This is a genomic window from Chromohalobacter sp. 48-RD10 (assembly GCF_029889785.1).
Taxonomy (GTDB): Bacteria; Pseudomonadota; Gammaproteobacteria; order Pseudomonadales; family Halomonadaceae; genus Chromohalobacter.
Window position 1 is genome coordinate 266013 of sequence record NZ_JARANX010000003.1, and the last position, 19224, is coordinate 285236.

At 62.6% G+C, this 19224-nt stretch carries 19 protein-coding genes; 4 read left to right on the forward strand and 15 right to left on the reverse strand.

Annotation, left to right across the window (positions count from 1 at the left end; translation table 11 throughout):
* The 9 genes from OP496_RS06175 to dksA form a co-directional block, all read right to left on the reverse strand.
* Nucleotides 1–1182 carry an acetyl-CoA C-acetyltransferase gene (locus OP496_RS06175; RefSeq protein WP_280562630.1) on the reverse strand — a complete coding sequence of 394 codons (1182 nt, stop codon included), beginning with the start codon at nucleotides 1180–1182 and terminating at the stop codon, nucleotides 1–3.
* 126 nt (nucleotides 1183–1308) lie between these two features.
* On the reverse strand, nucleotides 1309–1689 hold the full coding sequence (gene panD / locus OP496_RS06180) for an aspartate 1-decarboxylase (RefSeq protein ID WP_280562631.1): 381 nt from the start codon (nucleotides 1687–1689) through the stop codon (nucleotides 1309–1311).
* Between the two features lie 33 nt (nucleotides 1690–1722).
* Entirely contained in the window at nucleotides 1723–2574 is an 852-nt protein-coding gene (gene panC / locus OP496_RS06185; protein ID WP_280562632.1) for a pantoate--beta-alanine ligase, read from the reverse strand.
* Complete coding sequence (gene panB / locus OP496_RS06190; RefSeq protein ID WP_280562633.1) at nucleotides 2574–3365, reverse strand: 3-methyl-2-oxobutanoate hydroxymethyltransferase; 792 nt, start codon at nucleotides 3363–3365, stop codon at nucleotides 2574–2576. Before panB ends, panC begins: the two co-directional genes overlap by 1 nt.
* Before the next feature lie 112 nt (nucleotides 3366–3477).
* Nucleotides 3478–3978 (reverse strand): 2-amino-4-hydroxy-6-hydroxymethyldihydropteridine diphosphokinase, encoded by a 501-nt coding sequence (folK, locus tag OP496_RS06195; protein ID WP_280562634.1) that lies wholly within the window; start codon nucleotides 3976–3978, stop codon nucleotides 3478–3480.
* A complete protein-coding gene (gene pcnB, locus OP496_RS06200; RefSeq protein ID WP_280562635.1) occupies nucleotides 3959–5377 on the reverse strand; it encodes a polynucleotide adenylyltransferase PcnB in 1419 nt (472 codons plus the stop codon). Before pcnB ends, folK begins: the two co-directional genes overlap by 20 nt.
* Nucleotides 5378–6263: 886 nt before the next feature.
* On the reverse strand, nucleotides 6264–7628 hold the full coding sequence (locus OP496_RS06205) for a sigma-54 dependent transcriptional regulator (RefSeq protein ID WP_280562636.1): 1365 nt from the start codon (nucleotides 7626–7628) through the stop codon (nucleotides 6264–6266).
* A gap of 172 nt (nucleotides 7629–7800) precedes the next feature.
* A complete protein-coding gene (gene gluQRS / locus OP496_RS06210; protein ID WP_280562637.1) occupies nucleotides 7801–8676 on the reverse strand; it encodes a tRNA glutamyl-Q(34) synthetase GluQRS in 876 nt (291 codons plus the stop codon).
* Between the two features lie 71 nt (nucleotides 8677–8747).
* The gene (dksA, locus tag OP496_RS06215) at nucleotides 8748–9185 is read right to left on the reverse strand and encodes an RNA polymerase-binding protein DksA (protein ID WP_040239883.1); all 438 of its coding nucleotides are present in this window, start codon (nucleotides 9183–9185) and stop codon (nucleotides 8748–8750) included.
* Between the two features lie 249 nt (nucleotides 9186–9434).
* Between dksA and sfsA the strand changes: the two genes are divergently transcribed.
* A complete protein-coding gene (sfsA, locus tag OP496_RS06220; RefSeq protein ID WP_280562638.1) occupies nucleotides 9435–10181 on the forward strand; it encodes a DNA/RNA nuclease SfsA in 747 nt (248 codons plus the stop codon).
* A gap of 1 nt (nucleotide 10182) precedes the next feature.
* Here the strand turns inward: sfsA and metW are convergent, their stop codons facing one another.
* From metW to OP496_RS06245, 5 genes are read right to left on the reverse strand one after another with little or no spacing between them, the layout of a single operon-like run.
* Nucleotides 10183–10782 (reverse strand): methionine biosynthesis protein MetW, encoded by a 600-nt coding sequence (metW, locus tag OP496_RS06225; RefSeq protein WP_280562639.1) that lies wholly within the window; start codon nucleotides 10780–10782, stop codon nucleotides 10183–10185.
* The gene (locus tag OP496_RS06230) at nucleotides 10782–11942 is read right to left on the reverse strand and encodes a homoserine O-acetyltransferase (RefSeq protein WP_280562640.1); all 1161 of its coding nucleotides are present in this window, start codon (nucleotides 11940–11942) and stop codon (nucleotides 10782–10784) included. Before OP496_RS06230 ends, metW begins: the two co-directional genes overlap by 1 nt.
* Nucleotides 11943–12002: 60 nt before the next feature.
* Nucleotides 12003–12593, reverse strand: a complete 591-nt coding sequence (locus tag OP496_RS06235) for a YggT family protein (RefSeq protein ID WP_280562641.1) — start codon at nucleotides 12591–12593, stop codon at nucleotides 12003–12005.
* Nucleotides 12594–12627: 34 nt separating this feature from the next.
* Nucleotides 12628–13452, reverse strand: coding sequence for a pyrroline-5-carboxylate reductase (gene proC, locus OP496_RS06240; RefSeq protein ID WP_280562642.1), 825 nt, complete (start codon nucleotides 13450–13452; stop codon nucleotides 12628–12630).
* A 49-nt stretch (nucleotides 13453–13501) separates the two neighbouring features.
* Complete coding sequence (locus OP496_RS06245) at nucleotides 13502–14209, reverse strand: YggS family pyridoxal phosphate-dependent enzyme (RefSeq protein WP_280562643.1); 708 nt, start codon at nucleotides 14207–14209, stop codon at nucleotides 13502–13504.
* Between the two features lie 34 nt (nucleotides 14210–14243).
* Between OP496_RS06245 and OP496_RS06250 the strand changes: the two genes are divergently transcribed.
* Nucleotides 14244–15284 (forward strand): type IV pilus twitching motility protein PilT, encoded by a 1041-nt coding sequence (locus tag OP496_RS06250; RefSeq protein WP_280562644.1) that lies wholly within the window; start codon nucleotides 14244–14246, stop codon nucleotides 15282–15284.
* A 37-nt stretch (nucleotides 15285–15321) separates the two neighbouring features.
* Nucleotides 15322–16464: a PilT/PilU family type 4a pilus ATPase gene (locus OP496_RS06255; RefSeq protein ID WP_280562645.1), complete on the forward strand. Its 1143-nt coding sequence runs from the start codon at nucleotides 15322–15324 to the stop codon at nucleotides 16462–16464.
* A 4-nt stretch (nucleotides 16465–16468) separates the two neighbouring features.
* Here OP496_RS06255 and OP496_RS06260 read toward each other — a convergent pair whose 3' ends face one another.
* Nucleotides 16469–17584, reverse strand: coding sequence for an anhydro-N-acetylmuramic acid kinase (locus OP496_RS06260; protein ID WP_280562646.1), 1116 nt, complete (start codon nucleotides 17582–17584; stop codon nucleotides 16469–16471).
* Nucleotides 17585–17683: 99 nt separating this feature from the next.
* Here OP496_RS06260 and tyrS point away from each other — a divergent pair, with 99 nt between their 5' ends.
* Nucleotides 17684–18880, forward strand: coding sequence for a tyrosine--tRNA ligase (gene tyrS / locus OP496_RS06265; RefSeq protein WP_280562647.1), 1197 nt, complete (start codon nucleotides 17684–17686; stop codon nucleotides 18878–18880).
* Nucleotides 18881–19224 lie beyond the last annotated feature (344 nt).

Below are 19224 nucleotides of genomic sequence, written 5' to 3' on the forward strand. Positions count from 1 at the left end.
TCACGGGCGTTCGATGGCCAGCGCCACGCCTTGTCCTCCGCCGATGCACAGCGTCGCCAGCCCTTTCTTGGCGTTGCCGGCGATCATCTCATGCAGCAGCGTCACCAGGATGCGGCAGCCGGAGGCGCCGATGGGGTGCCCCAGTGCGATGGCACCGCCATTGACATTGATCTTGGCCGAGTCCCAGCCGAGCTCCTTGTTGACGGCGAGCGCCTGGGCGGCAAAGGCTTCGTTGGCTTCGATCACGTCCAATTCGTCGAGTGACCAGCCGGCTCGTTCCAGACACCGCCGCGTAGCGGGGGCCGGGCCGATGCCCATGATCGCGGGGTCGACCCCGGCATTGGCGTAGGCCTTGATCACCGCGAGGGGTTCCAGCCCCAGGGCTTTCGCTTTCTGTGCCGAGCAGAGCATGGTCACGGCGGCGCCGTCGTTGAGTGAGGAGGCGTTGCCGGCGGTGACGGACCCATCGCGCTTGAAGGCTGGGCGCATGCCGGCGAGTTGTTCGGCGGTCACGCCCGCGCGAGGCCCTTCGTCGGTCGTGACGTGGAGTGGGTCGCCTTTGCGCTGGGGGATCTCGACCGGCACGATCTGTCCGGCGAAACGACCTTCCTCGATGGCCGCGGCCGCCTTTTGTTGGGATGCGGCGGCAAAGGCGTCCATGTCTTCGCGGGTGATGGCGTATCTGGCGGCAAGATTCTCGGCGGTATTGCCCATGTGCATATCGTTGAAGGCATCCCATAGGCCGTCGCGGAGCATCGTGTCCACCGCCGTCCAGTCGCCCATGCGTTGGCCGGTGCGCGAGTTCGGCAGCACGTGCGGGGATAGCGACATGTTCTCCTGGCCACCGGCAATGATCACCTCGGCGTCGCCACAGCGGATGGCCTGCGTGGCCAGATGCAGTGCCTTGAGGCCCGAGCCGCAGACCTTATTGAGGGTCATCGCCGGTACGGCGGAAGGCAGCCCCGCGTTTATGGCTGATTGGCGAGCGGGGTTCTGGCCGCATCCGGCGGCCAGCACCTGACCCAAAAGAACCTCGTCGACCTGTTCGGGCGCCACGCCGGTATGCGCGAGCAAATCCGCGATGACCGTGGCGCCAAGCTGGGCCGCGGGGAGGCTGGCGAGGGCGCCGCCAAAGCTGCCGATGGCGGTGCGCCTCGCGGCTACGATCACCACATCTTCCATGAGAGTCTCCTGATCAGCGTAGAGGGACGATACACTCAGAATAGGTGAGTACGGTGTTGCGCGACAATCGGGTAATGGGCGTAGATCGCCGATATGAGCGGGTATACCGGCGTAATGTGATGGAGATCAGGCGAACTGCACGGGGATGGCGTGACTGGTATGGCTGATGCGATTGCCTTCCTGCAGGTAGACGAGCGCGGGCTGGTGGGCGTCGAGCTCGTGTTCCGCGTAATGAGCGTAGCTGCAGATGATGATGCGGTCGCCGACCTGGGCCTGATGCGCGGCGGCTCCATTGATGGAAATGAGGCGCGAGCCGGCTTCACCGCGAATCGCGTAGGTCGTGAAGCGGTTGCCGTTTTCCACGTCGTAGATCTGAATCTGCTCGTTTTCGCGAATACCGGCGAGATCGAGCAATTCGCCATCGATCGCGCAGGAGCCCTCGTAGTCGAGCACCGCGTGCGTAACACGAGCCATGTGGAGTTTGGCCTTGAGCATGATGGTGTACATCGTGGGAACCTCGTAGTGGTCTCGTGCTGGTACTCAGCGCGGTAAGTCGACCGTTAGATTGTCGATCAAGCGGGTGGTGCCGAGGTGCGCGGCGACGAGCAGGATCGCCTCGCGGGTATCCAGCGCGACAGGCCCCAGATCCTGAGTGCGACGCAGCTCCAGATAATCGGGTTTGAAGCCCTCCGCGGCGAGGCTCGCCAAGCCTTCGCGCAGTGCCGACGCCGGAGGTTTGCCGCCTTGTAGGGCGTCACGTACCTGGCACAGGATGCGATGTAGTGCCGGGGCGCGCTGACGCTCCGTAGTACTCAGATACGCGTTGCGTGAGGAGAGCGCCAGGTCGTCTTCGCCGCGCTGGGTGGGCACGCCGACGATATCGATCGGGAAATGCAGGTCAGCGACCATCTTGCGGATCACCGTCAACTGCTGGTAATCCTTGCGCCCGAAGTAGGCAAGATCGGGCTGCACGAGATGAAAGAGCAGGCTGACGACCGTGGCCACACCGGTGAAATGCCCGGGCCGGTTGGCGCCGCACAGTCCTTCCGACACTTGGGGCACACTGACCTGGGTGTGATGATCGCGGCCCTGGGGATAGAGCGTCTCGGCACTGGGGGCGAAGACGATATCGCAGCCGTGGCTCGCCAGTGCCTGAGTATCGGCCTCGAGGGTTCGCGGATAGCGCTCGAAGTCCTCGCCGGCGCCGAACTGTAGAGGGTTGACGAAGATGGTGGCGACTACCACGTCGGCGTCACGGCGCGCGGCATCGACCAGGGCCAAATGCCCGGCGTGCAGATTGCCCATGGTTGGCACCAGGGCAATGCGCTGGCCGTCGCGGCGTTGGGGATTCAAATGGGCACGCAATTCGGCGATGTCGTGCAGCGTCAACATCAAAAACAATGCTCCTCGGCGGGAAACTGGCGTGTCTTGACGGCGTCGTGGTAGGCCGCGAATGCGGCCTGAATGCTGTCGTGGCCGGTCAGGAAGTTCTTGGCGAAATGCGGCGGCTGCCCATGCGTTACGCCGAGGATGTCATGCATCACTAGAATCTGGCCATCTACGTCGGGGCCTGCACCGATCCCGATCACCGGGACCTCCACTGCATCGCGCACGGCGCGTCCCAGCGCGGCGGGTACGCATTCGAGCAGGATCACCGACGCACCGGCGTCGACCAGCAACCGGGCATCGTCGACGATGCGCTGGGCATCGTCCTGTTCTCGGCCTTGCACCTTATAGCCGCCGAACTGATGCACGCTCTGGGGCGTCAGGCCCAGATGCGCGCATACCGGCACGCCTCGCCGCGTGAGTGCGCGCACATCGTCATGCATCCAGCCCGCACCTTCGATCTTGACGAGCTCGGCGCCGGCTCGCATCAGGGCGCCGGCATCGTGCAGCAGCTGGCGCGTGTCGGCGTTGCTCATGAAGGGCAGGTCGACCATCAACAGGCTGCGCTGCTTGCCGCGTGCCACGCAGCGTGTGTGATAAAGGATGTCGTCGAGCGTCACGGGAAGCGTGCTGGCATGACCCTGCAGCACCATGCCCAGTGAATCGCCCACCAGCAGCACATCGATACCGGCGTCGCCCGCATGCTGCGCGAACGAGGCATCGTAGGCCGTCAGGCAACTGAACGGTTCGCTGGCACGCTTGAAGGCATTGAGGTGGCTCAAGGTGACGGTTTTCATGAGACATTCCATGCTGTGGCGGCCCGCTCGGGCCTGGGAGAAGTGTTACCGCAAACGTTACCTCGGGGTGCCGAGAGTGTGGATCGGTAACACATCGGCTGCAACTCGACTTTTAGGGAAGAAGGCGGTGCAAGTCCGCATCATCGTGGTACTTCGCCAGGGTAGCGCTGGTCTTGCCTGAAATCGTTACCTGTGGCGCGAGTTCCGCCAGCGGGACGAGTACGAAGGCCCGCTCGTACATAGCCGGATGAGGGAGCGTCAGGCGCGGCGTTTGCCATTCGAGATTGGCGTAAAGCAAGAGGTCGAGATCCAGCGTGCGCGGTCCCCAATGGCGTTGGCGCACCCGGCGGTGGCGTTGCTCGAGTGCCTGCAGTTGATCGAGCAAGGCCAGCGGCGAGAGTCGTGTGAATACGCAGGCAACGGCATTGATGAAGTCGGGTTGATCCTGGGGGCCCACCGGCGCTGAGGCATATAGGGAAGAATGCCCCGCCAAGTGGGTCAGCGGCAGGGCATCGAATTCGTTCAGCGCGCGCGAGACATGCTCGCGCGGCCTGTCCAGATTGCTGCCCAGGCCGATATAGGCCGCTACGCGATCACTCCTGGCGTCCGTCATTGCCTTGCTCGGAGGATGGGGTGCGCCGGCGCCGACGACGACGCCGCTTGGGGCGGTCGGACGTGCCGGCCGGAGAACCACTGGTCTTGGCGATCAGGCGTGCTTGCTCGTGGTCGTCGCCTTCCTGGAAGGCTGTCCACCAAGCACCGAGCCCGGGGTCGATCTCACCGGCGCTCTCTCGCAGCAGGAGGAAATCATAGGCGGCGCGGAAACGGGTATGCTCCAGAGTCTGAAAGGCGCGTTTGCCATGACGCTTGGGCAAGCGTTGCTGAAGGTCCCAGATTTCCCGCATCGGCATGCTGAAACGCTTGGGGATCGAAGTGTGCTGCAGTTGCCGCGAGATGCTTTGCTGCGAGGCGGTCTGTTGCGCGGGGATCGGCGGCATGCCGTCACTCTCGAGACGCTCGGCGCGTAGCCGCATGCCGGGCCACAGCATGGCACCGTACAGAAACGCCGGCGTGACGGGGCGTTCTTCCTGGATGCGCCGATCGGTGTTGATCAGGGCCTGTTCGATCAGCGGCTTTGCCCACGTGCGTTCCGCGATGGCCTCCTCGGCCTCCGGGAGCAGCATGGCGAACAGGCCATACTCGCGGAGCAATTCGAAGGTACGCAGTGCTTGTCCGGACAGGAAGAGCTTGAGGACCTCCTCGAACAAGCGTGCCGGAGGGATCTGCAACAGCAAGGGGGCCAATTCGAGAATCGGTGTCTCGGTGCTCGGCTCGATATCGAAGTCCAGTTTGGCAGCGAAGCGCACGGCACGCAGCATGCGCACCGGATCCTCGCGATAGCGCACCTCGGGGTCGCCGATCAAGCGCAGGGTGCGGGCTTCGAGATCGTTCACACCGTCGGCCCAATCGTGAATCGAGAAGTCGGCGATGTTGTAGTAAAGCGCATTGACCGTGAAGTCGCGGCGTAGCGCGTCTTCCTCGATGGTGCCCCAGACGTTGTCACGCAGCAGCAAGCCGTCGTCGGATTGCTGGGAATGCGCGGTGTCTTGATCGTCGCCGGGCCGACCACGGAAGGTTGTGACTTCAATGACCTCGCGGCCGAAGCGCACATGGACGATACGGAATCGGCGCCCGATGATGCGTGAGTTGCGAAACAGCGTACGTATTTCTTCCGGCGTGGCATCGGTGGCGATGTCGAAGTCTTTGGGGACTTTACCGAGTAGTGAGTCACGCACACAGCCACCTACCAGGTAGGCTTCATGGTCGGCATTGTGCAGACGATACAGCACCTTGAGGGCACTTTCGCTGAACAGGCGCCGCGATACGTCGTGCTGATCACGCGGGATGACGCGCAATGTGGGTGTGGAGTGGCCGGAAGGCTGTTGGGCGCCAAACAGGGTCTTCAAACGTTCACCGGGGCGTTGGAGAAAGCGGGTAAATCCTTTGAACATGCGTCGTTAACGACTTGCGGAGAGCGAAGTTGCTAGTGTAAGCCGACACTCCTTGGCTTGCAAAGGATGTGGCGTGATGGGAATCGAGAACGAGCCAGGGCAAGAAGTAGGTGGGAATGCATCATTAGAAAGGGGAGACCCGGTGGGCCTCCCCTAAGTATGCTGTGCAGCGTCCTTGCTGCTGTTTCTTCTTCGTGATGGCGCATCGCCTTGAATACGCACCACAGTCACCAATGAGGTCGGGCAGGCAAGCAGTATTATTGTTGTTGTGACTCTTCCCGCGTGGTGACCACCTCGTATTCAAAACAATAATCCAACCACGACGACATCGTTTCTCCCGACGTTTTGTTGTTGTTGTCGGGATGCTTCGGGCGAGGGCATTGTTCTTGTTGGGCCTCGCATGAAGCGTCGCGTCCTGGTTCGGTTCCGGATATCGACCCTCTTGTTGTTGTTGGCGGTCGACTCGCATTGCGTCTCGTTTGTTGTTGTTGGCGATTCGCTTGCGATGTTCAAGCTCGACGTTGTTGTGTTTGTTATTACCGATGTCGGGCTGAGCACCTGGGACGTACGTTATTGTCGTTGTTCGTGCGCCACGGGCGTCCGGCTGTTGTTTTTCTTGATCTATATATTGCAGTGGTCGTGCCACCATTTGTTTTCTTCTTTTTAATCAGTGTTTTATAGTTTTTTATGAAAGTTCCCTGCGTTCTGAAGAAGCTTGGTGTTACCGAAATTGCCGCATAACGGGGCATCTCTTGTGTGGGATGGTAACAACTGGTGCATTGGCCTCGTCTCAATGGCGTATAGGGTCTCTAAAAAGGCCGAGAAATGCGCTTAGACCATAGTCGCGACAGGGGCAAAAGGCGCTCGGCGTCGGCATTAAGCGATCTCACCCTAGACGGCGGGCGTTCTTCTTGCGTGGAATTCCCAGGCGCTGGCGACGCTCCCACAGGCACTTGCGGCTGATGCCCAGCTTCTGGGCAAGCTCGGTTTCACTCATCTGCGTCTGATGCTCGAGCACGAAATGCTGGAAATAGTCTTCCAGGGAAAGGTCGTCGTCGAGCACGTCCTCCTCCTCGGGGGCGGCGGAGGGTTCGGGAGATGCAGAGACCGGCTCCTGTCTTCGTTCCATTGGGAGGCCGAGGTCGTCGGGGTGGATAAGGTGGCCCTCGGCGAGAATGACGCCGCGCTCCAGAGCGTTTTCCAGCTCGCGCACATTGCCAGGCCAGGCGTAACCGAGGATGTCGCGGCGTGCGGCACGCGATAAGCGCAATCCCGGTCGTGCATGACGGGTACAAGCACGTTCGAGCAGAACCTGGGCAATGGAGAGAATATCGTCATCGCGTTCGCGAAGCGGTGGCAGCTCGATCTGCATAACATTGAGTCGATAGTAGAGATCGAGCCTGAATTCGCCGCTGCGCGACAGCGAGTGCAAGTCACGGTGCGTCGCCGCGATCAGGCGCACATCGACGTAACGCGTCTCCACCGAGCCGATACGCCGGATCTCGCCTTCCTGAAGCACCCGTAACAGGCGGGCCTGAGCGTCCAGAGGCAACTCGCCGATCTCGTCGAGGAAGAGCGTGCCGCCATCGGCGGCCTCGACCAGGCCGGTGCGTGCGCTGTTGGCGCCTGTGAAGGCGCCCTTTTCGTGGCCGAAGAGTTCGGATTCGATCAGGGTTTCGGGAATCGCGGCGCAGTTGACGCAGATCAGCGGTGCCTTGGCGCGGCGGCTCTGGCGATGCAGAGCGCGCGCGACCAGTTCCTTTCCGGTGCCCGTCTCCCCCTGTACGAGCACGGTGACGTCGGCGGGTGCCGTCTTGCGGATACGTTCGTAGACACGCTGAATGGCGACGCACTCGCCGATCATGCCACGGGGAACGCCGCTAGGGGCGGCGGTTTCCTTGGGCGCCGGGTGTGACAGCACGCGTGACACGGTCGCCAGGACGTCATCGTCATCGACGGGTCTGGCGACACAATCGACGGCGCCTTCCTTGAGCGCGACCACGGCCTTGCGCAGGCTGGCGTGGTCGGTCATGACCAATATCGGTGTCGGGGCGCTCAGCGCGAGCATCTGCGTGCCATCTTCTCCTGCCAAGCGCAGATCGCAGATCACCAGGTCGAAGGTCTGCGGCGCCAGCGCCTGGGCCGCGTCGAGCGATGCGGCAGTCGCGACGCGGTACGCCTGACGCTCGAGCAGATCCTTCAGGGTCTGGCGCGGCGTGTCTTCGTTTTCGACGATCAGGATTCGGCTCATGGGCCTCATGGTCGCGTGAATGCATGGGGAGTGGTCGAGCGCCGGCTCATGCGACGATCAGTTGGCCTGTATCCTGACGCCTGCCGGCTGGGCGAATCAAGCCAAGGGGTGTGCGACCATGGCATGACAAGAGCACTGTCGAGGCATCGGATGCACGTGCGGGGGCGGGCTTTCAGTGCTCATTCGCTGTCATGTGACGCAGGTGTTCGGGACGCCAGGCCGTGATTGCTGCGTCGAGCTGATCGGCTACGCAGGCGTGTGCCATTTCGCGTGGCGGTTGCTGACCGAGTCGCTGCAAGGCGTGGTGCAGGGTGTGGCGTATTCCGGCTTCATTGGTCGGCAGCGCTGGGGCAAGATTCTGCTTGGAGAGCTTCTGGCCGTTGTCACCGAGCACCAGAGGAAGGTGCAAATAGCGCGGTACCGGGAATGCCAATGCATCCTGCAATTGACGCTGCCAGGGAGTGTTGTCGAGCAGGTCGGCGCCGCGCACCACGTCGGACACGCCTTGATCGGCGTCATCGACGATCACCGCGAGCTGATAGGCCCAGAGGTCATCCTTGCGCTTGAGGACCACGTCGCCCAACTCGGCGGGGTCGAAGCGTTGATGACCCAGGCGCCGGTCTTCCCATTCGACGGGGCGCAGGCCAAGATCGCTTCGTAGTCGCCAGGCCAGGGGGCGCTCGGGACTCAGCGGTCCGTGCCGGCACCAGCCGGGATAGGTGGCATACTCGCGCCATTCCTTGCGCGAACAGCTGCACGGGTAGGCAAACCCCCGCTCAACGAGACGCTCGAGCGCTGCCTGGTAGTGCGCGTGACGCTCGCTCTGGTAGTGCACGCTGCCATCCCAGGTCAGGCCGAAGGCCTCCAACTGTTGGACAATGGTATCGGCGGTGCCTGCAGGGCAGCGTGGCGGATCGATATCCTCGATACGCACGAGCCAACGCCCCTGGGCGTGGCGTGCGTCGAGAAAGCTCGCCAGGGCCGTGATCAGGGAGCCCAGATGGAGGGGCCCCGAAGGTGTCGGTGCGAAACGACCGATATACGACATGACTGGCGTGACCTGCGCAATGACAAACGGGCACCCGAAGGTGCCCGTCGATAGAGTGTTCAGGGACGGTATCAGCCGCCGAGTTGCTTTTCCTTGAGCTCCGCCAGCGTCTTGCAGTCGACGCAGAGCGTGGCGGTGGGGCGAGCCTCGAGGCGGCGAATGCCGATCTCGACGCCGCAGGCTTCACAGAAGCCATAGTCGTCCTCATCGATATTTTCGATGGTCTCGTTGATTTTCTTGAGCAGCTTGCGCTCACGGTCACGGGTGCGCAACTCCAGGTTGAAGCCTTCTTCCTGGGTGGCCCGGTCGGCCGGATCGGCGAAGTTGTTGGCCTCTTCCTGCAGGTGGCGCACCGTGCGATCCACCTCTTCCATGAGCTCCTGTTTCCAGATGAGCAGGATTTGGCGGAAGTGCGCGAGCTGCTGCTCGTTCATGTATTCTTCACCCGGCGCCGGCTCGTACGGGGTGAATTTTTTCGGCGCTTCCGATTTGATTTCCGCTACTGGCATGGGACTGCCTCATTACGCAAGTGACTTGGGCCGATGCCTGGCCAGGGTAGGGCTTGGGCGCCCGCCCGAAGCCCTGCTTATTTAGCGGAAAAGTGCAGGCTTTGCAACCACCCTAGGCGATAAAATGACGCATTCGGATCTCGGTCAAGACGCTGGAGCGCGCGCGTTACGCCGCCACGCGGCCGCTCTTATGAAAATGTGATTTTTTGTCCCACGCGGTGATGCGTTAGCGACCCAAGAGGGGAAGATGTGGAATACACGCAACTGACGCCCGGTATTCTGGTGCGTCGTTACAAGCGCTTTCTGGCCGATGTGCGATTGGCGTCGGGCGAGGAGGTGATCGCGCATTGCCCTAATACTGGCTCCATGCGAGGCGTCAACGTCCCCGGGTGTCGCGTCTGGCTCTCGCCGAGTCGTAACCCCGCGCGTAAGCTGGCCTGGACCTGGGAATGGATCGAGCTGCCCATGCCCGGCGCGGCACCGGCCTTGGTCTCGGTGCACACCGGGCGCGCCAACGCGTGGGTCGAGGAAGCCCTGAGCACTGGGCGTATCGCCGAGCTGGCGGGGTATACAACGCTCAAGCGGGAGGCGAAGGTCGAAGGCGCACGGCTCGATTTTCGCCTCGCCGAGGCACGGCAAACGATCCATGTCGAGGTCAAGCAGGTGACGCTGCGTGAAGACGACGGCCATGGCTATTTCCCCGACTCGGTCAGCGAACGTGGTCGGCGGCATCTGGAGAGCCTGGCGGCGCGGGTCGCGATGGGCGAGCGCGCGGTACTGCTGTTTTGCGTGGCACATACCGGGATCGACACTGTGGCACCGGCCGGGCACCTCGACCCTGTCTATGCCGAAACGCTGCGTCGCGTCGCCGCCCAGGGAGTTGAGGTGCTGGCGTATGGCGTCAGCGTCATCCATGACACGGCCGGCGTACCTTGCCAGGCGATATTGACCCGGCGGCTGCCGGTGGATCTCGAGCGGCAGCCGCCGAGCGTCTGAGTCAGCGTGAGGCGCGGGTGACGCGGAAGATTGCCGTCTCCCCGCACAGGTTGGGCCACAGCCGCGAGCTCCAATGCGGCTCGTGGTCGCCGTTGCCGACGCGTTGATCGACGATGGTCAGGCCCTTGTCACGGCATAGCTGGCCGAAGTCGCGAAACGTCGATAGGTGGATGTTGGGTGTGTCGTACCAAGCATGGGGGAGCGACTTGGACACCGGCATACGGCCCTGAAAGCCGAGATACAGGCGGTGGCGCCAGTAGGCGAAGTTGGGGAAGGCGATGATGCATTCCCGGCCTACGCGCAGCATTTCGTCGAGGGTGCGGTCCGGGCGCTGCAGAGCCTGAAGTGCTTGCGTCATGATTACCAGGTCATAGGCGTCATTCTCGACGTTGCTCAGGCCGTCATCGATGTCATGCTCGATGACGCTGACACCACGTTCGATGCAGGCGGTGATGCCGTCGGGGTCGATCTCCAGCCCATAGCCGACGACCTGCTTGTCACGCGCCAGGGCGGCCAGCAGTGCGCCGTCGCCGCAGCCCAGGTCGAGCACGCGTGCGCCTTGCGGGACCCAGTCGTGGATCAATTTGAGATCGGCGCGCATCAGGTCGTCTCCTCGAGCTGCAGGTCGCGGGCAGCGCGACGCATGAATCCGCCGAACACTGCCTCGTAACGCGGGTGCGGCAGCAAAAATGCATCGTGGCCATGCGGCGAGTCGATGCTGGCGTAGCTGACGGTCTTGTCGGCGCGCATCAGGGCGTCGACCAGCTCCCGTGAACGCGGCGGTGCGAAGCGCCAGTCGGTGGTGAAGCTGACCACCAGGAACGGGCATTGCGCCGGTGCCAGCGCCGCCGCCAGATCGCCGCCGTGCAGGGCGGCCGGGTCGAAGTAATCCAGCGCCTTGGTCATCAGCAAATACGTATTGGCATCGAAGCTGGTGGAAAACGTATCCCCCTGATGGCGCAGGTACGATTCGACCTGGAACTCCACGTCATAGCCGAAGTTGAGCTGATCGGTACGCAGATCGCGGCCGAACTTGGCCCCCATCGAGTGTTCGGACAGATAGGTAATATGGCCGATCATGCGGGCCAGCCTGAGTCCGCGTTTGGGCACCGTACCGTGCTCCTCATACCAACCGTCATGGAAGTCGGGATCCGAACGAATTGCCTGGCGGGCGACCTCGTTGAAGGCGATGTTCTGCGCCGAGAGGCGTGGCGTGGCGGCGATGACCACGGCGTTGGCGATGCGCTCGGGGTATGCCATCGTCCATTGCAACACCTGCATGCCGCCGAGGCTGCCGCCGACCACGGCGGCGAAGCGTTCGATGCCCAGCCGGTCCGCCAGGCGTGCCTGGCTATGCACCCAGTCGGCCACCGTCAGGACCGGGAATTCGGGTCCCCAGGCGCGCTGGGTCTCGGGGTTGGTCGATGCAGGGCCAGTACTGCCGTGGCAGCCGCCGAGGTTGTTGATCGACACGACGAAGAAGCGCTCGGTGTCGATTGCCTTGCCGGGACCGATATACGCGTCCCACCAGCCGGGCTTGCGATCTTCCATATCATGGAAGCCGGCGGCGTGGTGATGGCCGGAAAGCGCATGGCAGATCAGCACCGCGTTATTGCGTTCGGCGTTGAGCGTGCCATACGTCTCGTAGATCAGAGTATAGTCGGACAGCGTCTTGCCGCCGGCCAGTGCCAGCGGGGTATCGAAGTGCGCCGTTTGCGGCGTAACCAGACCGACCGAGTCGGGAGGTAGCGTATCGGGCATCGTGTGTATCGGTTTCCGTGTCCAGCGTGGGGCGCGCGACGGCGCCAGGGTCGTGAATGTTCAGAAGCCTACCAGCATGCCAGGCAATCCCGCCGCACGGGCGAGGGCGCCGACGACGAGGCTATCGACCAGATTGATGGCGATGAACACCACGATGGGCGACAAGTCGATCATGCCCAGCGGGGGGATGACCTTGCGCACTGGGGCCATAATCGGTTCGACCACTTGGTGGACGAGAATGGCGCCGGGATGGCTGGCCTGTGGCGCGACCCAACTGAGAATGATCATTATGATCAGGGCAAAGAAGTAGATGTCGAGAATGGCGCTCAATACCCCGGCCAGTGATGCCACCAGCACGCCCTGAATCGGCGGCATGCCGATGCCGGCAAGCTTGAGCAGTACGAAGATGGTGATGGCCTTGATCAGCAAGCCCGCGACCAGCGAGGCGGGATCGAAACGTCCACGCGGGCAGAAAATGCGTTGTAACGGCGCGACCACTGGACGCGTGGCCTTGATCACCGCCTGGCTGACGGGGTTGTAGTAGTCGGCGCGCGAAAACTGCAGCAGAAAGCGCAGCATCAAGACGAACAGATACACATTGATTAGTGTGTTGACCAGCATCAAGCCGGCGCTTCCTATTTGGCTGCCCATGGGGCTCCTCCGTGTCGAATGGGTGAAGGGGGATTCAGTCGCGGCTCAGTTCGTCGGCCAGCTCACGGGCGCGTGTCGCGCAAGCTTGCGTGGCGTTTTCGAACAGCATACGCAGGCCGTCGTCCTCGAAGCTATTGATGGCGCGTTCGGTGGTGCCGTTGGGCGAGGTCACGCGGCGGCGCAACTCAGCTGGCTCGAATTCGCTTCCGCGGGCCATGCTGGCGGCGCCGTAAGCGGTTTGCAGGGCCAGACGGCGGGCACTGTCGGCGGGCAAACCGAGCTTCTTGCCGGCGTCCTCGAGTGCTTCCATGATCAAGAAGAAATACGCCGGTCCGCTACCCGACACGGCCGTGACGGCCTCGAGAAGCGTCTCGTCGGCGACCCACTCCACGAGCCCTACGGCTTCCAGCAGCGAGGTGGTCAGTTGCCTCTGCTCCTCGCTGACGCGGGCGTTAGCGTAAAGCCCCGAGGCACCCTGGCCGACCAGGCTGGGGGTATTGGGCATGCAGCGGATCATGGCGAGCTCGCCGCCGAGCCAATTCTCCAGCGTCTCGGCACTCAAACCGGCGGCCACGGAGACGATTAGCGGGCGTTGGCGCTGCACGCTATCGCGCAATTCGTTGCAGACCTCACGCATGACCTGCGGCTTGACGGCCAGGACCACGACATCCGCTTGTTCGACGGCCGCGTTATTGTCGGAGGTGGTGTGGACGCCATAGCGCGACGCGAGCGCGTCGAGTGTCTGGGTGCTGCGCGCGGTGGCGGTGATGGCTTCGGCGGGATGGCCGCCTTCGATCATGCCGCCGAAAATGGCGCTGGCCATGTTCCCGGCGCCGATGAATGTGACGTGGCTTGTCATGGGGTCTCCTGTAGTGTCGCGGCGAAACAGTGGCGTTGAGACAAGACGATCAGGCGCGCGGCGCGCGCTGCCCGAAAATGGCCGTGCCCAGACGGACCAGGGTGGCGCCTTCGAGGGTGGCGGACTCGAGATCGCCGCTCATGCCCATCGAGAGTGTATCCAGGGGCGCCTGGGGATGTCGCTGGCGGAGTGTTTCGAGCAAGGCGCGCAGCTCGGCGAAGGGTCGCCGTTGGGCTGCCGGGTCGTCGCTCGGTGCGGGCAGTGTCATCAAGCCGCGTAGTCGCAGGCGTGGCAGTGCCACCACGGCGTCGGCCAGTGCTGGCAAGGCCTCGGGCACCACGCCGGATTTGCTGGTTTCGCCGCTGACGTTGACCTGCAGGCAAACATTCAGCGGTTCCAGCGCCGTCGGGCGTTGTGCGTCGAGGCGTGTGGCGATGCGTGCGCGGTCGATGGTATGCACCCATTGGAAGTGCTCGGCCACCGCGCGGGTCTTGTTGGATTGCAAAGGACCGATGAAATGCCAGACGATACCCTCGAGATCGTCCAGCGAGGCCTGCTTGTCGAGCGCTTCCTGAAGATAGTTCTCGCCGAATGCGCGTTGCCCCGCAGCGAAGGCCTGGCGCACGCTGGCTGTGGGTTGCGTCTTGCTCACGGCCAACAGGCAGGCGTCCTCGCCGTCACGCCCCGCGCTCGCCAGGGCGCGGGTCAAACGCTGGCGAGCGCGTTCGAGGGATTCGGCGATGGTGACATCTGGCATACTGAGAAACCCTGTCCGCGAGCGAGAGAAATGCATGGATATTATCGAATTGCTGGCGTTCTCGGCAAAACAGAAGGCGTCCGATCTGCATCTGTCTGCCGGTTTGCCGCCAATGATTCGCGTCGACGGCGACATCCGCCGGCTCAACGTGCCGCCGATCGAGGATCGTGACGTTCACAAGTTGATCTACGCGATCATGAACGATCAGCAGCGCCGCGACTACGAAGAGACGCTCGAGCATGATTTCTCGTTCGAGGTGCCGGGCGTGGCGCGCTTTCGCGTCAACGTCTTCCATCAAGGGCGCGGCGCGGGCGCCGTCTTTCGCACCATTCCCAGCGAGGTGCTGACCCTCGATGACCTGGACCTGGGAGATGTATTTCGACGCCTGGCCTCGCTGCCGCGTGGGCTGGTGCTGGTGACGGGGCCGACCGGGTCGGGCAAGAGCACGACCTTGGCGGCGATGATCGACTACGTCAACGAAAACTATTATCAGCATGTGCTGACCATCGAAGACCCGGTGGAGTTCGTGCATCGCAGCAAGCGCAGTCTCGTCAATCAGCGCGAGTTGCATCGCGATACGCGCAGCTTCGCTACGGCGTTGCGCTCGGCACTGCGCGAGGACCCCGACGTGATTCTGGTCGGTGAGCTACGCGACCTGGAAACCATCCGCCTGGCGCTGACCGCTGCCGAAACCGGCCATCTGGTATTCGGCACCCTGCACACCACGTCGGCAGCCAAGACCGTGGACCGCATCATCGATGTGTTCCCGGGCGACGAGAAAAGCATGGTGCGTTCGATGTTGTCCGAGTCGCTGCAGGGGGTCATTTCTCAGGTATTGCTCAAGCGTGAAGGCGGCGGGCGTATGGCGGCGCACGAGATCCTGGTGGCCAGCGCGGCGGTGCGTAACCTGATTCGCGAGAACAAACTGGCGCAGATGTATTCCTCGATCCAGACTGGTGGCAGCCTGGGTATGCAGACGCTGGATGCGGCGCTTTCGCGCCTGGTGGCGCAGGGTGTCGTCTCGCGCGCCGAGGCACAGGCCAAGGCGAAGGATGGACGCGTACTGGGCGTGTAAGCTGGGCATGATCGACAGTCGCGAAGGAGAGCGCGAGATGACGCCATACGAGTGGCTGACGCAACTGCTGGACATCATGCTCGACAAGCAAGCCTCCGACCTGCTGGTGTCCACCGGGGCGCCGCCGAGTCTCAAGATCAATGGCGAGCTGGTCACGCTGGGCGCACAGGCGATGTCGGTGTCACAGGTGCGTGAGTTGGTCTCGGCGGCGCTGCCGCAGGGCGTGGGAGAACGTTTCGAGGCTGAACGCGAGGCCAATTTTGCACTCAGTCTGTCGGGCAAGGGGCGTTTTCGCGTCAGTGCCTTCTACCAGCGCAGCCAGATGGCGATGGTCGTGCGCCGAATCGCCTACGACATTCCCGATCTGGCGAGCCTGGCGTTGCCGGATGTCTTGAGCGAGTTGGTCAATCGCAAACGCGGTCTAGTGTTCATCGTCGGTGGCACGGGTAGCGGCAAGTCGACCACGCTGGCGTCGATGATTCAGCACCGCAATCAGACGACCGGCGGACATGTCATCAGTATTGAAGATCCCATCGAGTACATTCATCCCCATGGCCGGGCGATCATCAATCAGCGCGAGGTGGGCATCGATACCGAGTCCTTCGAGGTGGCGCTCAAGAATGCACTGCGTCAGGCGCCCGATGTAATCATGATCGGCGAGGTGCGCTCGCGCGAGATCATGGAGCAGGCGTTGACGTTCGCCGAGACCGGTCATCTGTGCCTGGCGACGCTGCATGCCAACAACGCCAATCAGGCGCTGGAACGGATACAACATTTCTTCCCGAGCGAGCGCCACGAACAGGTATGGATGGATCTGTCGCTCAATTTACAGGCCATCGTCGCCCAGCGTCTGCTGCCGCGCGAAGATGGCGAGGGGCGCTGCGCGGCGGTCGAGGTGATGCTGCGTTCGCCGTTGGTCAGCGATCTGATCCGCAAGGGGGCGATTCACGACCTCAAGGAGATCATGCAACGCTCTCACGATCAGGGTATGCAGACCTTCGATCAGGCGCTATATGCGCTCTATCGGCAAGGGCGCATCAGCGAAAAGATGGCATTGGTGCATGCCGACTCGGCCAACGACCTGCGGTTGTGTATCGATTATGGCGATGCCGATAGTTCGCAACTTGCGCGGGCGAGCGATGCCGCCGAGCGCCTCACCCTTCAAGGCGACGATGAGTGAGCCTTCATGGCGCATAGAGACCGCCCAACACACGGGGGGCACGCGCCCCGGTAACCTCGGGAAGGTTGCCGGAGCGCCCTGCGAGGCGCTGATGAGCAAGCCAGGCGAAGGCGCCGGCTTCCAGCCAGTCCGTTGACCAGCCGAAACGCTCACAGGGCGTCAGCGGAATATCCGGCACGTGCCGACGTAGGCGCGCCAGCAGGTCTACGTTGTGGGCGCCGCCCCCGCAGGGAATGAGCGCATCGTAACACGTATCCAAACGTTCGCTGTCTTGGGTGATGGCCATGGCAATGCTGGCGGCGGTCAGCTCAGCGAGCGTCGCCTGGACGTCTCGGGGCGCCTCGTCACCCGTGAGATGAGTTGTCAGCCAGTCGAGATGAAAATGCTCGCGTCCAGTGCTCTTGGGCGGGGGGCGCCGGAAGTAAGGGTCATCGAGAAGGCGTGAGAGCAAGGCCGCGTCGACGTGGCCGCTGGCGGCCCAAGCACCATCGGCGTCGTAGGCGTGGCCCAGATGGCGCTGACACCAGGCGTCCATCAGCATGTTGGCGGGGCCGGTGTCGAAACCGAGTACAGGGGCAGAGTCGCCGCTCGGAGGAAGATGCGTGAGGTTGGCGATGCCTCCGAGGTTTAGGATCAAGCGCGTATGCTCGGCAGAGGTGAATAGCGCGGCATGAAAGGCCGGCGCGAGCGGCGCGGCTTGTCCGCCGGCGGCCATGTCGCGGCGCCTAAAATCGCCGACCACTGCGCAGCCGGTCAGCTCAGCAAGTAGGCTGGGGTTGTCGAGCTGGTAGGTGTGCGGCGGAACCCCCTCGGGGGCGTGTTCGATGGTTTGCCCGTGGCTGCCGATGGCAGCGATGTCGTCAGGCGAGGTGCCGGTCTCCGTGAGCAGGCGGTTGACTGCCTCGGCTTGGTACTCGCAGAACGCGGTTTCGAGTCGGGCCAGTTCGCTGAAAGAGGTCTCGCGGGCGAGACATAAGGCCAGCAAATCCTCGCGCAGCGCGGCGGGAAAGGTCACTCCAGTAGCACCTAGCCACTCGGGGCGGTCGTCGCCGCAATGCACCAGGGCGGCGTCGATGCTGTCCAGGCTGGTGCCGGACATCAGGCCGATATAAAGGGGCATGTTCCTCTCCATGTGTCGGGGCGCTCAACCGCGTCGATGAGTCATGCTAACATCCCCCCATTATTGCCCAAGCCACCCCATTTGCGGAGAAAGGATACGATGACCGACGTTGCCGATGCGCTGGCGCTGCTCAAGCGTGGCACCCATGAAATCCTGCTGGAAGACGAGTTGGTAAAAAAGCTCGAATCCGGGCGTAAGCTGCGTATCAAGGCGGGGTTTGATCCTACCGCACCGGACCTTCATCTGGGGCATAGCGTGTTGTTGACCAAGATGCGTCAGTTTCAGGAGCTCGGCCACCAGGTCGTCTTCCTGATCGGCGACTTTACGGGGCGTATCGGTGACCCCACTGGGAAGAGCGTGACCCGCAAGCCGCTGACCGAGGAAGAGGTCAAGACCAATGCGGAGACCTATAAAGAGCAGGTGTTCCAGATCCTCGATCCGGCACTCACGGAAGTGCGCTTCAACGCCGAGTGGATGAGCCAGCTTTCCGCGGCTGACATGATTGAGTTGGCAGCGCAGTCTACCGTGGCACGCATGCTGGAGCGTGACGATTTCGAGAAGCGTTATACGGCCAACCAGTCGATTTCGATTCACGAGTTCCTGTACCCCCTGGTGCAGGGCTACGACTCGGTGGCGCTTGAAGCCGATATCGAGTTGGGCGGCACCGATCAGAAGTTCAACCTGCTGATGGGGCGCGAGATCCAGAAGCATTTCGGTCAAGCGTCGCAGGTGGTCATGACCATGCCACTGCTGGAAGGGCTTGACGGTGTCCAGAAGATGTCCAAGTCGCTGGGCAACTATGTGGGCGTCGACGATACGCCGGGAGTGATGTTCAACAAGCTGGTGTCGATGCCCGATAGCCTGATGTGGCGTTACTTCGAACTGCTGTCGCTCAAGTCCAATGAAGACATCGAAGTGATTCGTCAGTCGATCGAGTCCGGGGCCAATCCGCGTGATATCAAGATGGAGCTGGCGCGCGAATTGATCGGGCGTTATCACGGTGATGAAGCGGCCGCCAATGCGCACAAGTCGGCGGGCAACCAACTGGCGGAAGGTGAGCTTCCGGAGGACTTGCCGGAGGTTGAGGTGGTCTTCGAAGGCGAGCAGGCTCCGGTTGCTGCAGTACTCAACCGCTCGGGCTTGGTCAACAACAGTGCCCAGGCCAAGGACATGCTGGGCAATGGTCGCGTCAAGGTCGATGGCGACGTTGTGGCACGTGATCATATGCTTGCCACCGGACAAAGCTATGTTATCCAGGCGGGTAAGAAGCGTTACGCGCGGGTGACGTTAGGGTAGAGACGAGCGATAGGTTTCATCGGTGTAAAAACCCCTTGCGTTCGCGTCGGCGGATCCGTAAAGTACGCATCCGCTGCCGGCGACGGGCTTCGTGGCCGGCGGTGAAGGGGTGGCGCAAGTGGCTGACATGCTTGAGAAATTCAAGCCTTCGGGTGGCTTTCTCGCTTGACAGTAACGCCGATTTCGGTAGAATGCGCCGCATCTCGAAAGGCCTCGGGCAACGCCGCGATTGAAAGCGTTGCCAAGCATTGTCTCGCCGGCTTCGGCCTTGACAATCACGGCGCTTTCGGTAGAATACGCCTTCCTCGTTAGGCGCTTCGGCAACAACGAGACGCTCCGCTCTT

Bases quoted from the DNA above. Each gene is read 5' to 3' on its own strand.
- OP496_RS06175 (WP_280562630.1), bottom strand. From the start codon at position 1,182: ATGGAAGATGTGGTGATCGTAGCCGCGAGGCGCACCGCCATCGGCAGC.
- panD (WP_280562631.1), bottom strand. From the start codon at position 1,689: ATGTACACCATCATGCTCAAGGCCAAACTCCACATGGCTCGTGTTACG.
- panC (WP_280562632.1), bottom strand. From the start codon at position 2,574: ATGTTGACGCTGCACGACATCGCCGAATTGCGTGCCCATTTGAATCCC.
- panB (WP_280562633.1), bottom strand. From the start codon at position 3,365: ATGAAAACCGTCACCTTGAGCCACCTCAATGCCTTCAAGCGTGCCAGC.
- folK (WP_280562634.1), bottom strand. From the start codon at position 3,978: ATGACGGACGCCAGGAGTGATCGCGTAGCGGCCTATATCGGCCTGGGC.
- pcnB (WP_280562635.1), bottom strand. From the start codon at position 5,377: ATGTTCAAAGGATTTACCCGCTTTCTCCAACGCCCCGGTGAACGTTTG.
- OP496_RS06205 (WP_280562636.1), bottom strand. From the start codon at position 7,628: ATGAGCCGAATCCTGATCGTCGAAAACGAAGACACGCCGCGCCAGACC.
- gluQRS (WP_280562637.1), bottom strand. From the start codon at position 8,676: ATGTCGTATATCGGTCGTTTCGCACCGACACCTTCGGGGCCCCTCCAT.
- dksA (WP_040239883.1), bottom strand. From the start codon at position 9,185: ATGCCAGTAGCGGAAATCAAATCGGAAGCGCCGAAAAAATTCACCCCG.
- metW (WP_280562639.1), bottom strand. From the start codon at position 10,782: ATGCGCGCCGATCTCAAATTGATCCACGACTGGGTCCCGCAAGGCGCA.
- OP496_RS06230 (WP_280562640.1), bottom strand. From the start codon at position 11,942: ATGCCCGATACGCTACCTCCCGACTCGGTCGGTCTGGTTACGCCGCAA.
- OP496_RS06235 (WP_280562641.1), bottom strand. From the start codon at position 12,593: ATGGGCAGCCAAATAGGAAGCGCCGGCTTGATGCTGGTCAACACACTA.
- proC (WP_280562642.1), bottom strand. From the start codon at position 13,452: ATGACAAGCCACGTCACATTCATCGGCGCCGGGAACATGGCCAGCGCC.
- OP496_RS06245 (WP_280562643.1), bottom strand. From the start codon at position 14,209: ATGCCAGATGTCACCATCGCCGAATCCCTCGAACGCGCTCGCCAGCGT.
- OP496_RS06250 (WP_280562644.1), top strand. From the start codon at position 14,244: ATGGATATTATCGAATTGCTGGCGTTCTCGGCAAAACAGAAGGCGTCC.
- OP496_RS06255 (WP_280562645.1), top strand. From the start codon at position 15,322: ATGACGCCATACGAGTGGCTGACGCAACTGCTGGACATCATGCTCGAC.
- OP496_RS06260 (WP_280562646.1), bottom strand. From the start codon at position 17,584: ATGCCCCTTTATATCGGCCTGATGTCCGGCACCAGCCTGGACAGCATC.
- tyrS (WP_280562647.1), top strand. From the start codon at position 17,684: ATGACCGACGTTGCCGATGCGCTGGCGCTGCTCAAGCGTGGCACCCAT.